The following is a 15142-nucleotide window of genomic DNA, read 5'->3' on the forward strand; positions in this document are numbered from 1 at the left end:
TGACTGATGGGGTGGAACAATCCGGGCATTCCGTGGTCGGAGCTCGAGCGCAAGCTCTCCGACGAGCGCCGGCCGGGCGCCCCGAAGACCATCGGCGACGGCGGCGACTCGCCCGCATGGAGCCGCAAGCGCCATCCGTACCGTCCGTCGGAGGGACTCGCGGCCCCGACCGGCCCGATCGTGCCCTACGCCGAACTGCACGCGCACTCGAACTTCAGCTTCCTCGACGGCGCCTCCTCACCCGAGCAGCTCGTCGAGGAGGCGCAGCGCCTGGGGCTCACGGGGCTCGCCATGACCGACCACGACGGTTTCTACGGCATCGTGCACTTCGCCGAGGCCGCCGAGAGCTTCCCCGAGCTGCAGACGGTCTTCGGCGCCGAGCTCTCGCTCGGGCTGCAGGGGCCGCAGAACGGCTTCGCCGACCCCGAGGGCGAGCACCTGCTCGTGCTCGCCCGACGGGAGGCCGGCTACCACCGGCTCGCCGGCGCGATCACCGACGCCCAGCTCGCCGGCGGCGAGAAGGGGCGACCGGTGTACTCCCTCGAAGCGCTCGCCGAACGCGCCGACGGCGAGTGGGTCGTGCCGACCGGGTGCCGCAAGGGTGCCGTGCGCCGTGCGCTCGCCGAGGGCGGGGCGGATGCCGCGGCGCGCGAGCTCGATCGCCTCACCGCGCTCTTCGGGCGCGACAACGTCGTCGTCGAGCTCTTCGACCACGGGCATCCCTTCGACCAGGAGGCCAACGACGCCCTCGCCGGTCTCGCCGAGCGGGCGGGGCTCCCGCTCCTCGCGACGAACGCCGTGCACTACGCGACGCCGCCCGAGCACCGCCTGGCCTCCGCCCTCGCCGCGGTGCGGGCTCGCCGCAGTCTCGACGAGCTCGACGGGTGGCTGCCGGCCTCCGACCAGCTGCACCTGCGCAGCGGCGCCGAGATGGCCGCCCGGTTCGCCCGCTACCCCGGCGCCGTCACGCGCTCGGTGACGCTCGCCGACGATCTCGCCTTCACCCTGCGCAGTGCCCGCCCGAAGCTGCCGAGACAAGAGGTTCCGGCGGGGCACACGCCGATGAGCTGGCTGCGGGTGCTCGTCTGGCGGGGCGCCGAGGAGCTCTACCCAGGTGTGCCGCAGCACGTACGGGAGCGGCTCGAGCGCGAGCTCGACGTCATCGAGCTGAAGGACTTCTCGGGCTACTTCCTGATCGTGCACGACATCGTGGCCGAGGCGCGGCGCCGCGGCATCCTCTGCCAGGGTCGCGGCTCGGCGGCGAACTCGGCGGTCTGCTACGCCCTGCGCATCACCGCGGTCGACTCGATCGGGTACCGGCTGCCGTTCGAGCGCTTCCTCTCGGCGCTCCGCGACGAGGAACCCGACATCGACGTCGACTTCGACTCCGACCGGCGCGAGGAGATCATCCAGTACGTCTACGCGAAGTACGGCCGGCAGAACGCGGCGCAGGTGGCGAACGTCATCAGCTACCGGCCGAAGGCCGCGGTGCGCGACATGGCGAAGGCGCTCGGGTACTCCACCGGACAGCAAGACGCCTGGTCACGGCAGGTCGAGCGATGGGGCGCCGTCGTCGAGAGCGACGACCACGACATCCCCGACGCCGTCGTCGAGCTCGCCGGGCAAGTGCTCACCTTCCCGCGTCACTTGGGCATCCACTCGGGCGGCATGGTGCTCACCGACCGGCCCGTCGGCGAGGTGGTGCCGATCGAGCACGCTCGCAAGGAGAACCGCACCGTGGTGCAGTGGGACAAAGACGACTGCGCGTGGATGGGCCTCGTGAAGTTCGACCTGCTCGGCCTCGGCATGCTCGCCGCCCTGCAGTACACGTTCGACCTCGTGCGCGAGTCGACGGGCGAGGTGTGGGAGCTCGCGACCCTGCCGAAAGAGGAGGGAGCGGTCTACGACATGCTCTGCCGCGCCGACTCGATCGGCGTGTTCCAGGTCGAGAGCCGTGCGCAGATGGGCACGCTCCCCCGGCTGAAGCCCCGGTGCTTCTACGACCTCGTGGTCGAGATCGCGCTCATCAGGCCCGGTCCGGTGCAGGGCGGCGCGGTGCATCCGTACATCCGCCGTCGCACCGGCGAAGAGCAGGTCAGCTACCTGCATCCGAAACTCGAACCGGTGCTCGAGCGCACGCTGGGCGTGCCGCTCTTCCAGGAGCAGCTCATGCAGATGGCGGTCGCGGTCGGCAACTGCAGCGCCGCCGACGCCGACCTGCTGCGGCGGGCCATGGGCTCCAAGCGCGGGGTCGAGAAGATCGAGCGGCTGAAGGCGAAGCTCTACGCCGGCATGGCCGAGAACGGCATCGAGGGCGAGGTCGCCGACTCGATCTACGAGAAGATCGAGGCCTTCGCGAACTTCGGCTTCGCCGAGAGCCACGCGCTGAGCTTCGGGCTCCTCGTGTACGCGAGCTCCTGGCTGAAGCTGCACTACCCCGCGGCGTTCCTCGCGGCGCTGCTGCGCGCCCAGCCCATGGGCTTCTACTCGCCCCAGACGCTCACCGCCGACGCACGCCGCCACGGCGTGGAGGTGCTGCGGCCCGACATCCTGCGATCAGGGGTGCACGCGGGGCTCGAGGCGACAGGCGGCGGCCCGGCCGATGCCGAATCAGGTCGCGACGACGGATGCCGCGCACCCACCGGTCTCGAAGCGTGCGCCGAGGCCGTGCAGGCGCCCGTCGGCGGGTTCGATCGTCGCGCGCCCGACCGCAGCACCGAGCACCGGCGTGACGGCGCGTTCGCGGTGCGGCTCGGGCTCGCCGACGTCTCCTCGATCGGGCAGGCGGTCGCCGAACGGCTCGTCGCCGAGCGCGAGGCCCGCGGGCCGTATCGCGACATGGCCGACGTCTCGCGTCGGGGCGCGCTCGATGCCGCACAGCTCGAGGCGCTCGCCGCGGCCGGCGCGTTCGACGGATTCGGCCTCGAACGTCGCGAGGCGCTCTGGATGGCGGGTGAGGCGGCGCTCGACCGCGAGGAGTACCTCGCGGGTTCCGTCGTCGTCGTGCAGCCGCCGTTGCTGCCGATGCTGAGCCCGGCCGAGCAAGTCGTCTACGACCTCTGGGCCACCGGCATCTCCCCCGACGACCATCCGATCAGGCACGTGCGCGAACGACTCGACGAGCGCGGGGTCATCCGCATCGACCTGCTGCAGCAGGCGGAGTCGGGGCGGCGCCTCGAGGTGGGCGGGGTCGTCACGCACCGCCAGCGGCCGGCGACCGCGAGCGGCATCACCTTCCTCAACCTCGAAGACGAATCGGGCACGCTGAACGTCATCGCGGGCGTCGGGGTGTGGAACCGCTACCGCCGCATCGCCCGCGAGGCACCGGCCATGATCGTGCGCGGCATGCTCGAGCGCTCGCAGGAGGGCGTCACCAACCTCGTCGCCGATCGATTCGAGCCACTCACCGTGACGGCGCCGCACCGATCGCGCGACTTCCGCTGAATCTCGCAGCTGCCGGGAGCGGTCGCGCGGAATACCCTGAGGTCGTGGACAGCTGCGATCCACGTGCACCGAGCCGAGGCGCCCCGCGATGACGGGCCCGCCTGCCGCACAGCGCCTGTTCTCGCCCGCCTTCATCGCGCTGGGCGTCGCGGAGCTCGCCTACTTCACCGCAGTCGGGGTGTCGATCTACGCACTGCCGCTCACGGTCACCGGACCGATCGGCGGCGACGAGGCGATGGCCGGCTTGGCGTTCGGGGCCTTCGCCCTGTCCGCCCTGGTACTGCGTCCCGTCGCCGGGCGCCTCGCGGACACCCTCGGCAGGCGGCCCCTGCTCTTCGGGGGCGCACTCACCGCAGCGCTGAGCCTGGCATTGCTCGCGACCGCCGGCGACCTCGTCACGATCATCGCGTTGCGCCTCCTCGCCGGCGTCGCCGAGGCGGCGTTCTTCGTCGCCGGATTCGCGGCCCTCGCCGACCTGGCGCCGCCCGCACGCATGGGCGAGGCCCTGTCGTACAACTCGCTCGGCCTCTACCTCGGCATCGCCCTCGGACCGCCACTCGGCGAGGTGCTCGTCGGCGTCTCCGGATTCGGGCTCGCGTGGATCGGTGCTGCCGCCCTCGCCGTGTTCGCCGCCGGTCTCTCGCTCCTCGTCGGCGAGACGAGGGAGGGGCCGCCGCCCGCGAAGGCGGATCGGCGGATCATCCACCGACCGGCGGTGCCGATCTCGCTCGGCTTCCTCGCATCCCTCGTGCCGATCGGTGGCTTCCTCACGTTCGCGGCGTTGCAGGCGGAGGCCGTCGGCTCGGTGGCCGCAAGCGCCCCGCTGCTCGTCTACGGAGGGGTGGTCGTGGTGTGCCGCATCGTCTTCGCCCGTCTTCCCGATCGGGTGCCTCCGCTCGCCCTCGGAGCAGCGGCGCTCGTGACGATCGGCATCGGCCTCGCGCTCATCGCGGCGTGGGCGTCGCCGATCGGCCTCGTGCTCGGCACTGGCGTCGCAGCGATCGGCGTCGCGTTCAGCACCCCGGCGTTCTTCGGCGCGATCTTCGCGACCGCGTCACCGTCGCAGCGCGGCGTGGCATCGGGAACGGCGAGTGCCGCCATCGACCTCGGACTCGGGCTGGGGCCGATCGTGCTCGGACTCGTCGCCCACGCCGCCGGTATCCCGTGGGCGTTCGCCGTCGGGGCGGCCGTCGCCGCCATGGGTGCAGTGTGGACGCTCGTCCTCCTCCGCCGCACCGGTGCATCCGCTCGCTCGCAGGCGAACCTGCCCACCTGACGCCAGGTCGGATGTCGCCAGAGGTGGTTCGCCGCACCACCGTGTCGGCGCAACGCCGACCACGCGGCATCCGTTAGCCTCGATCGGTGCCCGCGACGCCTCCTGATGCCTTCCGCAGCGACCCCCATGACCGATACGGCGGCGATGTGCTCGCCGGCGATTGGAAGGCGCGTGGGCGAACGGTAATCCCGACGGTCGAGGCCGAACGTGATCTCGTCGTCGAACTCGCCGAGAACGGGTTCTGCGGTGCCGTGATCGGCATCGAGAAGAACATCGTGGTGCTCGAGGACCGATTCGGCGCCAGACGCATGTTCCCCTTGGGCCCGGGCTTCCTCATCGACGGCGAGGCCGTGCAACTGGTGAAGCCGAAGCCGAAGGCGCCGACCGGTCGGCTGCGCACGGCGTCGGGCTCGTTCGCCGTAGAGTCGTCGCCCGCGCGAGTCGCCCTGCCGAGCCGCATCTTCGTCGAGGGGCGACACGACGCCGAACTCGTCGAGAAGGTCTGGGGCGCCGACCTCCGCGTCGAGGGCGTCGTCGTCGAGTACCTCGAGGGCGTCGACGTGCTGGCCGACGTGCTCGCCGAATTCCGGCCAGGACCCGGCCGCAGGGCCGGGGTGCTCGTCGACCACCTCGTGGCCGGCTCGAAGGAGCAGCGCATCGCCGACGCCGTCATGCGCGGTCCGCACGGGGCGAACGTGCTCGTCGTGGGGCATCCGTTCATCGACATCTGGCAGGGCGTGAAGCCGGCGCGCCTCGGCAAGGAGGCGTGGCCCGTGATTCCGCGGGGCATCGAGTGGAAGCACGGCGTGTGCGACGCGTTCGGCTGGCCGCACGGCGAGCAGGCCGACATCGCGCGGGCCTGGCAGCACATCCTCGGGCGGGTGCGCGGCTACGGCGACCTCGAACCCGCTCTGCTCGGCCGAGTGGAGGAGCTCATCGACTTCGTGACGGCACCCGCCGGCTGACGAGTCGACAGCGCGCGAGTGCCCGTGGCGCTTCCCGCTAGACGATCGTGGTGCCGAAGGCGAGGCCGAGCAGGTACGTGACCGCTGCGGCGCCGAGGCCGATGCCGAGCTGGCGCAGCGCCCGCTTCAGCGGTGAGGCGCCCGAGAGGAGGCCCACGATCGCACCGGTCGCGAGCAGGGCGATGCCCACAAGCACCGTCGCCGTCAGGATCGCCGGAAGACCGGACATTCCGAAGAGATAGGGCAGCACCGGGATCAGGGCGCCCGATGCGAAGAAGCAGAAGCTCGAGATCGCTGCGGAGAGGCCGGTGCCGACGGCCTCGTCGTCGTGCTCGACGACGCTCAATGCATCGGTCGGCGCCTGCAGCTGCTCGGCCGCGTGCACGCGCGCGACGACGAGGGCGGCGTGGTCGACGGCCTCCTGCTGCTCCATGCCGCGGGCACGGTAGACGAGCGCGAGCTCGTTGGCGTCGATGTCGAGGTCGGGCAGCGCCTCCCGGGCGGAGGGGTCGGGAGCGGATGCCTCGAGCAGCTCGCGCTGCGACCGCACCGAGACGTACTCGCCGGCACCCATCGACAGGGCGCCGGCGAGGAGGCCCGCGATGCCCGTGAAGAGCACGACCGCCGCGGGCACGCCGGTTGCGCCGATGCCGAGCACGAGGGCCAGGTTCGAGACGAGTCCGTCGTTGGCGCCGAAGACCGCGGCTCGGAAGGTGCCCGCGAGCCGTCGCCGGCCGCGCGAGGCGAGCCCGCGCACGACTTCGCCGTGGATGCGTTCGTCGGCGGCCATGGCGGCCGTGGCATCGGGATCGGTGGCATACGGTGATCGGGCTTCGGCGCGCTGCGCGAGCGCGAGCACGAAGATCGAGCCGAATCGGCGTGCGAGGGTGCCCAGCAGGCGTGTGCGCACATCGGCTCGGGGCATGCCGCGGTCATCGCCGCCGAGCAGGGCGAGCCAGTGGGCTTCGTGACGCCCCTCTGCTGCTGCGAGGGCCAGGAGGATGTCGCGCTCCTCGCCGTCGCGGCGTGCTGCGAGTTCGCGGTAGACGGCGGCCTCTGCGCGTTCGTCGGCGAGGTACCGCCGCCATCTCGCCCGGTCGGCGGCCGTGCCGGTCGCGCCGGTCGGCTGTACGTCGTTCATCCTGCTCCCGTCATCGCGGGCGCTCGGCTGCCTGCGACCCGAGCTCGTCCCGCGCCATCGCATGCGGCCGTTCGAACGGCCTCCGCCACGCTATCGGGCAGGGTCGTCGCGATCGCCGCATTCGCGCGGATTGGCAGGATTTCGGATCGCCGAACCGGGTTCAGCCGACGAGCTTGTTCCAGCCGTCGCCGTCGGCGTGCTCGAAGATGAGGTTCGTCTCGGTGTGTGCGACGGCGGGGTGCCCTGTCAGGTAGTTCAACACGAACTCCCGCAGTTCTTCGGCATCGCGCGCGGCGACGTGGATCAGGTAGTCCTCGGCGCCGGCCATGTGGAAGACGCCGATCACGCCCGGCAGGTGCGGCACGGCCTGCCGGAAGGCGTCGATCTCGCTGCGGTCGTGCTTGACGAGACGGATCGCGATGAGCGCCTGCAATGAGACGCCGAGCGAGGCGAGGTCGACATCGACGCGATAGCCGCGAACGGTACCGAGGGTCTGCAGGCGTCGGAGCCGGAGCGATACGGTGGACTCGGCGACCCCGACTTCCGCGGCGAGGGCGGCACCCGAGGCGCGTGCATTCGTCGAGAGGGCCTGTAGGAGAGCCCGGTCGACTCGATCGAGTTCCGGCTTCTGCGCCACGGTGGTCTCCTCAGGGGTCGAAACTGCAGAACATTCGAGATTTCGAGCGTATCGCATCGAACCTTCACGTTGGTTTGCCGAACGTCACAGATTCTGCTTGATTCGACCCATGCAGACATCGTCGTCGCATCTCGAGACCCGCGCCGTCCACGGCGGTATGACGGGCGTTCGAGAGAGCGGATCCCATGTGCCAGTGATCGACTTCTCCACCACGAACCCGCTCGGCGACGTCGAGACCGGCGGCGCCTCCTACGAGGAGCTCGCGACGGGCCACGACCTCGGCGAGGGCCGGTCGGCGGTGTACCAGCGGCTCTGGCAGCCCGGCGTGGCACGATTCGAGGCGTCGCTCTCGGGGCTCGAGGGCACCGAGGGTGCGGTCGCGTTCGCGAGCGGCATGGCGGCGCTCGCCGCCGTGCTCATCGCCACGGCGTCCGCTGGTCGCCCCCACATCGTCGCGGTGCGCCCCTTGTACGGCGGCACCGACCACGTGCTTGCGAGCGGTCTCCTCGGCACCGAGGTCACCTGGACGGATGCCGCGGGCATCGCGAGCGCCATCCGGCCTGACACCGGCCTCGTCGTCATCGAGACGCCCGCGAACCCGACGCTCGAACTCCTCGACATCCGGGCGATCGCGGATGCCGCGGGCGACGTGCCCGTGCTCGTCGACAACACCTTCGCGACCCCCGTGCTGCAACGCCCGGTCGAGCACGGCGCCACCCTCGTGCTGCACAGCGCGACCAAGTACCTGGGCGGCCACGGCGATGTCATGGGCGGAGTCGTGGCCGCCGACGCGGCCTGGGTCGAACGCCTGCGGCAGGTTCGCGCCTTGACCGGCGGGCTGCTGCACCCGATGGGCGCGTACCTCCTGCACCGCGGCCTCCGCACCCTGCCGCTGCGCGTCCGCGCGCAGCAGGCGACGGCGGCGGTGCTCGCCGAGCGACTGCTCGCCCACCCTGCCGTCGCGAGCGTGCACTACCCGGGGCTCCCCGGCCAGGATCCCGCAGGCCTCATCGGTCGTCAGCTCGAGGGCCCTGGTTCGATCATCGCGCTCGACCTCGTCGGCGGATACGACGCCGCTGCGAGATTCACCGAGTCCTGCGAGCTCGTCACCCACGCGGTCTCGCTCGGCGGCGTGGACTCGCTCGTGCAGCATCCGGCATCGCTGACGCACCGGCCCGTGGCCGGCGAGGCCAAGCCCGGCGCGGGCATCGTGCGCCTCGCGATCGGCCTCGAACACGTCGACGACCTCACCGACGACCTCATGGCGGCGCTCGACCGGGCAGCCGAGCTCGGTGGGCTCGACGGCGGCGCCGAAACCAGGGAAGCCGCGAACGCGCGCTGAGGAGCCCGGGACCGTCCCGGCGCGCGCTGAGTGAGTCCCGGCTCAGTCGCGCGCCGGCTCATTCGCCGGCGTCGAGGCGGCGTGCACGGGGTTCCTGATGCCGATCCACGACACGATGCCGCCGACCACGAGGAACGCCGCCGTCGCGATCGCCGCCCGATGGAAGCCCGCGACATCGAGCTGCGTCCCGACGATGACACCGATCGAGGCGATCGCGACGAGTCCGGCGATTCGAGCGACCGCGTTGTTGACGGCCGATCCGATACCCGCCCGGGCCGGGTCCACCGCGCCGAGGATCGCAGCGGTCAGCGGCGCCACCGTCATCGCCATGCCGAGCCCCATCACGATGATGCCCGGCAGCAGTTGGGTCCAGTACGACACCTCGGTCGTGACCGTGAGCGTGAGCAGGTACCCGACGGCCACGGTGATCGGGCCGAGCGTCATGAAGATGCGCGGCCCGAACCGGGTCGACAACCCGCCGAACCAGGAGCCCAGGAAGACGATCATGATCGTGGGCGGCAGCGTCGCGAGCCCGGCGGCGGTCGCGGAGAATCCCGCGAACTCCTGCAGGAAGATGGTGATCGCGAACGGCCCGAGCGAGAACGCCGCGTAGATGAAGAGCGTGGCGAGATTTCCCGCCGCGAAGTTGCGCGCCCGGAAGAGGCTGAGGGGCAGCATCGGCTGCGGAGTCCGGTTCTCCCACCACACGAACACGACGAGGGCGATGAGCCCGACGACGAGCGGGATGTAGACGACGGGCGACGACCAGCCGAATCGCCCCTGCTCGATGAGCGCGAAGACGGTGCCGCCCAGGCCGACGACGCCGAGCGCCGCCCCCGGCCAGTCGATGCGCTCCTTCGCAGGGTTCGCGGCGTCGCGACCGAGCGCGTGCATGAAGACGAGGGAGAAGGCGATCGGCACCAGGTTGATCCAGAAGACGAGCCGCCAGGAGACGAGGTCCACGAGCACACCGCCGAGCAGCGGTCCGACGAGGAACGCGACGGTCGTCCACGCCGTCCAACGTCCGATCGCCTTTCCCTGTGCCGCAGCGGGGAACGTCGCGATGATGAGCGCGAGCGAACTCGGCACGAGCAGGGCGCCGGCCGCACCCTGCAGCCCACGCCCGATGACGAAGACGAGGCCGTCGGGCGCCATGGCGCAGAGCACGGATGTCGCGGCGAAGCCGTAGAGCCCGATGCGGATGATCCGGAGGCGCCCGTACGAGTCCGACAACGAGCCCGCGAGCAGGATGAGCGAGCCGAGCGTCAGCAGGTAGGCGTCGACGGCCCACTGCTGCAGCGCGAGTCCGCCGCCGAGCTCGGCCTCGATCGCGGGAAGCGCGACGTTGATGACCGCGCCGTCGAGGAAGGCGATGAAGGAGACGACGATGGCGACGACGAGTACGCGCGAACGACGGTCCATACGGCCATGCTAGACCCGCTCCGGATGCCGCGAGCCGAGGCATCCGCTCGCTGCAGTCGACCCCGTCAGCGGCTGCCGAGTCGCTTCCGCAGGAACTCGATGCGCGCCTGCAACTGCGTGACCGTGGCCTGCGCGACGGCCGGCCCGCCGCAGATGCGGCGGAGCTCACCGTGCACCTGCGAGTGCGGCTCGCCGGTGTGCCGCGCCCAGAGCCCGACGAGGCTGTTGAGCAGCGACCGCTGCTCTTTCAGCGTGCGGAAGAGCGCGACCGGCTCGGGGTTCTCGTCGGCGACCACGTGCTTGCGGCGCTCCCCCGCGCGCCGGGCCTGCCGTGCCTGGCGATGCCTGAGCAGCTCGGAGACCTGCTCGGGTTCGAGGATGCCGGGGATGCCGATGAAGTCGTACTCCTCGTCGCTGCCCGGTTCGGCCAGCGTGCCGAACTCGGTGCCGTCGTAGAGCACGCGGTCGAACGAGGCATCCGACCCGAGGGCCTCCCAGGTGCCGAGCCCCAGCTCCTCCTCGGAGGCGCGCTCCTCGCGGTTGGCGGACTCGAGCAGGCTGTCGTCGAGGCCGTCGTCGTCGTCATCGCCTCCGCGTCGGTCGAGGGCGTGATCGCGCTCGAGCTCGAGCTGCGAGGCAAGCGCCATGAGGCCGGGCACGTTCGGGAGGAAGACCGTGGCGGTCTCACCGCGACGACGCGCCCGCACGAAGCGGCCGATCGCCTGCGCGAAGAAGAGCGGCGTCGAGGCGCTCGTGGCATAGACGCCGACCGCGAGCCGCGGCACGTCGACGCCCTCGGACACCATGCGCACGGCGACCATCCAACGGCTGGTGTTCGCCGAGAACTCCTCGATGCGCGAGCTCGCCTCCTTCTCGTCGGAGAGCACGATCGTCACCTTCTCGCCGCAGATCTGCTCGAGGATCTGAGCGTAGGCGCGGGCGACGGTCTGGTCGGTCGCGATGACGAGACCGCCCGCGTCGGGGATGCCGTGCCGCACCTCGGTGAGACGTCGATCGGCAGCTGCGAGCACCGCGGGGATCCACTCGCCGCTCGGCTCGAGGGCGGTGCGCCAGGCCGAGGAGGTGATGTCCTTCGTGTTGTCTTCGCCGAGCTTCGCCTCCATCTCGTCGCCGGCCTTCGTGCGCCAGCGCATGTGGCCCGCGTAGACCATGAAGAGCACCGGGCGCACGACGCCGTCGGCGAGGGCGCGACCATAGCCGTAGTTGTAGTCGGACTTCGAGAGCCGCACACCCTGGGCGTCGGGCACGTACTGCACGAACGGGATGGGCGCGGTGTCGGATCTGAACGGCGTGCCGGTCAGCGAGAGTCGCTTCTCGGCGCGCTCGAACGCCTCGCGGATCGCGTCGCCCCACGAGAGCGCATCGCCGCCGTGGTGCACCTCGTCGAGGATGACGAGGGTCTTGCCCGAGAGCGTCACGTCGCGGTGCAGGCCCGGCCGCATGGCGACCTGCGCATAGGTGACGGCGACCCCGTGATAGTGGCGCGAACTGCGGCCGTGGGCATTGCGGAAATCGGGGTCGAGCCGGATGCCGGCGCGGGCTGCCGCGTCGGCCCACTGCCGCTTCAGGTGGTCGGTCGGCGCCACCACGGTGATGCGGTCGATGATGCGTCGGGCACGCAGCTCGGCCGCGAGCCGGAGGGCGAAGGTCGTCTTGCCGGCACCCGGCGTCGCGGCGGCGAGGAAGTCGCGCGGCAGCTCGGCGAGGTACTGCTCGAGTGCATCGGCCTGCCAGGCCCGGAGCTTCGAGGCCGTGCCCCACGCAGCGCGTTCGGGGAACGAGGGTGAGAGGTGCTCGGCGGCTGACGTGCCCGGTTGGGGGCCGAAAGGGATCGCTGTGCTCACTGGATCCGAGCGTAGCGGAGGCGCCCGACATCCCCGAACCGGGAACGAGATCCCCGAACCGGGAACGAGTTGGCACAATGGAGGAATGGTCTCCCCGCAGCATCCCTGGTCGCGCTACGTCGCCCTCGGCGACTCCTTCACCGAGGGCATCGGCGACCCCGAGCCCAACGCTCCCGGCGGGCACCGCGGCTGGGCCGACCGCGTCGCCGAGCAGCTCGCGCAGGGCACCGAGGACTTCGCCTATGCGAACCTCGCCGTGCGGGGCAAGCTCATCCAACAGATCATCGACGAGCAGATCGAACCGGCGCTCGCCCTGCGCCCCGACCTCATCACGATCTCGGCCGGCGGCAACGACGTCATCCGTCCGCGCACCGACCCCGACGAGATCGCTGCCCGCTTCGAGTACGCGATCGAGCGCCTCTCCCGCGACCACGCGACGATCGTCATCTTCACCGGCGTCGACGTCGGCTTCTCCCCCGTGTTCCGCGGCATCCGCGGCAAGGTGGCGATCTACAACGAGAACCTGCGCACCATCGCGGCGAAGTACGACTGCATCGTCGCCGACCAGTGGGCGCTCACGGCCATCCAGGACCAGCGCATGTGGGCGCCCGACCGGCTGCACCTCAACTCGCTCGGCCACCACACGGTCGCGAGCATGGTGATCGACGCCCTCAACGTCGAGCACGACCTCGAGCCGCTGCGCCCCGAGCCGCTGCCGTCGAGCACCTGGCGCCAAGCGCGCGTCGAAGACCTCTCCTGGGCGAGGGAGTACCTCGTGCCCTGGGTCGTGCGACGCATCCGCCACCAGTCGTCGGGCGATCTCATCAGCGCCAAGCGACCGGATGCCGCGCCGTACGAGTCCCTCGAGTAGGCGACGCCGGTCGGGCGGGCCGGCTCAGCCGAGCGCGCCCGGATTCGAGAGGCGCCACCACGTGCCGGGGTCGACGATCGCGGCGTCGAGCACGAGTGGCACGCTGATCTCCTGCGAGCCGGCGCGGACGATCGCCGAGCCGACCTCGTCGCCGCGCTCCGCGAGCGTGACGGGCTCGGCCTGCACCTCGACGTCGACGGGCGTGTCGCTCCAGACGACGAGGGTGGCGCCCTCGGCCGCCCGCGCCCGCGCCGTCTCGCCCCACGGGGTCGTGTACTCGGCGAAGACCTGGTTCGCCTCGAGCGGTACTACCTCGTGGAAGCCGGGGGCGACCGAATCGAGCAGCGCCGCGATGGCCTCGTCGAGCACGGAGTGCGTCTCGCCGCCGAGCAGCACCCCGACGACGGTCACCGTCGAGGAGCCCACGGCGTAGTCGGCCGTGAAGAGCAGGTTCGCCGCATCATCGGTCGTGCCCGTCTTCATGCCGTCGACGCCGTGCGTGCCGAGCAGCTTGTTCGAGTTCTCGAGGGTGCCGAGTTCGGGGATCTCGACGCTCTTCGACGCCACGATGGCCGCGATCGTCGGGTCGCGGAGTGCGATCTCGCCCAGGAGGACCATGTCGGCGGCGGTCCCGACGTTGTCGTCGGAGATACCGCTCGAGTCGACGACGTGCGTGTTCGCGAGTCCGTTGGCTGCGAGCCACGCGTTGGCCTTCTCGACGAGCGCCTGCTCCGAGCCGAAGGCCCAGTTCGCGATGGAGATGCCGTAGTTGTTGCCCGACGGGATGAGGAGCGCCTCGAGGCTCTCCTTGAGACTCAGGGTGGCGCCCGCCTCGACGGGGGCGACCGAGCCGTTCTGGGCGACCATGTCCCAGTAGATGTCGACGTCGGCATCGGTGTACGCGATGTCGGGACCGCTCTCGCCGGCGGGGATCGGATGCTCGGCGAGCACCGTCAGCGCGGTGATGACCTTCGTGATGCTCGCCATCGCCATCGGCGTGGACTCGTTGCCGGCTGCCATCAGGCCGTCGAAGCCGACGGCCCCGACGGCATAGCTGCCGAAGCCCGGCAGCGCGAGCGGCTGCGCGGCCGCCGCGACCGGCTCGGGGTCGGTGATCTGCGGTGCGGCCGCGGGCACGGCGGCGCCGAGCGCGTTCGCCGTGTAGACGCCACCCGTCGTGACGAGCGCGATGACGACCGCGAGGGCGCTGAACACGACGATGCGGCGACGGCGGTACACCCGCGCCTTCGACGCCTTCGCGTCGACGTCGGTCACGATGCATCCCCTTCGGGGAGGGCCACCGCATAGAGCACCACGGCTGCCGCGGCCGCGACGTTCAGGGAGTCGACGCCGTGTCGCATGGGGATCGTGACGACGGCGTCGGCCGACTCGAGCGCGGTGCGGCTGAGCCCGTCGCCCTCGGCGCCGAAGACGAGCGCGAGCCGCTCGGGTGCTGCGGCGGCGAGGTCGGGCAGCGAGACCGCGTCGTCGGCGAGGGCGAGCGCTGCGATCGTGAAGCCGCCGGCGTGCAGGAGCTCGGCCGCCTCCGGCCACTCGGGCAGCCGGGTCCACGGCACCTGGAAGACCGTGCCCATGCTCACCCGGACACTCCGGCGGTAGAGCGGGTCGGCACAGCGAGGGCTCACGAGCACCGCATCGGCGCCGAGGGCTGCGACGCTGCGGAAGATGGCTCCGACGTTCGTGTGGTCGACGATGTCTTCCAGCACGACGACCCGTCGCGCGTTCGCGAGGAGCTCGGCGGGGTCGACCAGCACGGGCCGTTCGAAGGCGGCGAGGGCGCCGCGATGAACGCGGTATCCCGTGATCGCCTCGAGCTGGTCGGGGTCGGCGAGATGCACCGGGATGTCGAATGGAGCGAGCACCGGTTCGAGGCCCGCGAGCCACTTCTCCTCCATGAGCACCGAGCGCGGTCGATGGCCCGCGGCGATCGCCCGGCGGATCACCTTCGCAGACTCGGCGATGTAGAGACCCTGTTCGGGCTCGTGGGCGCTGCGCAGCGCGACGTCGGTGAGCCGTGCGTAATCGGCCACCGCATCGGATGCCGCGTCGCGGACTCGTTCGATGTGCATGGGTCTCCTTCACCCTCCAGCCTGCCAGTGCCCGAAACATTCCGGAAAACGGAGACGTCTAGACTCGGGTCATCGCTGAAGGGAGAGTC

11 protein-coding genes are annotated in these 15142 nt (G+C 71.2%); 5 read left to right on the forward strand and 6 right to left on the reverse strand.

Annotated features, from left to right (window positions below; translation table 11 throughout):
- The first annotated feature begins 6 nt into the window (after positions 1 to 6).
- From ASD23_RS07415 to ASD23_RS07425, 3 genes are all read left to right on the forward strand, one after another.
- A complete protein-coding gene (locus tag ASD23_RS07415; protein WP_056008856.1) occupies positions 7 to 3444 on the forward strand; it encodes an error-prone DNA polymerase in 3438 nt (1145 codons plus the stop codon).
- 88 nt (positions 3445 to 3532) lie between these two features.
- A complete protein-coding gene (locus ASD23_RS07420; protein ID WP_056008859.1) occupies positions 3533 to 4720 on the forward strand; it encodes an MFS transporter in 1188 nt (395 codons plus the stop codon).
- A gap of 86 nt (positions 4721 to 4806) precedes the next feature.
- Positions 4807 to 5685 (forward strand): DUF3097 domain-containing protein, encoded by an 879-nt coding sequence (locus ASD23_RS07425; protein WP_056008866.1) that lies wholly within the window; start codon positions 4807 to 4809, stop codon positions 5683 to 5685.
- 37 nt (positions 5686 to 5722) lie between these two features.
- Here the strand turns inward: ASD23_RS07425 and ASD23_RS07430 are convergent, their stop codons facing one another.
- A complete protein-coding gene (locus ASD23_RS07430) occupies positions 5723 to 6826 on the reverse strand; it encodes a VIT1/CCC1 transporter family protein (RefSeq protein WP_056008869.1) in 1104 nt (367 codons plus the stop codon).
- 160 nt (positions 6827 to 6986) lie between these two features.
- The gene (locus tag ASD23_RS07435) at positions 6987 to 7463 is read right to left on the reverse strand and encodes an Lrp/AsnC family transcriptional regulator (RefSeq protein ID WP_179550138.1); all 477 of its coding nucleotides are present in this window, start codon (positions 7461 to 7463) and stop codon (positions 6987 to 6989) included.
- Positions 7464 to 7572: 109 nt separating this feature from the next.
- On the opposite strand from ASD23_RS07435, the gene ASD23_RS07440 reads away from it, so the two are divergent.
- Positions 7573 to 8805 (forward strand): trans-sulfuration enzyme family protein, encoded by a 1233-nt coding sequence (locus ASD23_RS07440; RefSeq protein WP_056008875.1) that lies wholly within the window; start codon positions 7573 to 7575, stop codon positions 8803 to 8805.
- Positions 8806 to 8847: 42 nt separating this feature from the next.
- Here ASD23_RS07440 and ASD23_RS07445 read toward each other — a convergent pair whose 3' ends face one another.
- Together ASD23_RS07445 and ASD23_RS07450 are read right to left on the reverse strand one after the other, a co-directional pair.
- On the reverse strand, positions 8848 to 10227 hold the full coding sequence (locus ASD23_RS07445) for an MFS transporter (RefSeq protein ID WP_056008877.1): 1380 nt from the start codon (positions 10225 to 10227) through the stop codon (positions 8848 to 8850).
- A gap of 65 nt (positions 10228 to 10292) precedes the next feature.
- Positions 10293 to 12092, reverse strand: coding sequence for a DEAD/DEAH box helicase (locus ASD23_RS07450; protein WP_056008880.1), 1800 nt, complete (start codon positions 12090 to 12092; stop codon positions 10293 to 10295).
- Between the two features lie 85 nt (positions 12093 to 12177).
- Between ASD23_RS07450 and ASD23_RS07455 the strand changes: the two genes are divergently transcribed.
- A complete protein-coding gene (locus ASD23_RS07455; protein ID WP_056008883.1) occupies positions 12178 to 12963 on the forward strand; it encodes an SGNH/GDSL hydrolase family protein in 786 nt (261 codons plus the stop codon).
- Between the two features lie 24 nt (positions 12964 to 12987).
- Here ASD23_RS07455 and ASD23_RS07460 read toward each other — a convergent pair whose 3' ends face one another.
- Together ASD23_RS07460 and ASD23_RS07465 are read right to left on the reverse strand one after the other, a co-directional pair.
- On the reverse strand, positions 12988 to 14238 hold the full coding sequence (locus ASD23_RS07460; protein WP_056008885.1) for a D-alanyl-D-alanine carboxypeptidase family protein: 1251 nt from the start codon (positions 14236 to 14238) through the stop codon (positions 12988 to 12990).
- A complete protein-coding gene (locus tag ASD23_RS07465; RefSeq protein WP_056008888.1) occupies positions 14235 to 15053 on the reverse strand; it encodes a TrmH family RNA methyltransferase in 819 nt (272 codons plus the stop codon). The genes ASD23_RS07460 and ASD23_RS07465 overlap by 4 nt, the downstream gene beginning before the upstream one ends.
- Positions 15054 to 15142: the final 89 nt, after the last annotated feature.

This window comes from Agromyces sp. Root1464 (assembly GCF_001427265.1).
GTDB lineage: Bacteria > Actinomycetota > Actinomycetes > Actinomycetales > Microbacteriaceae > Agromyces > Agromyces fucosus.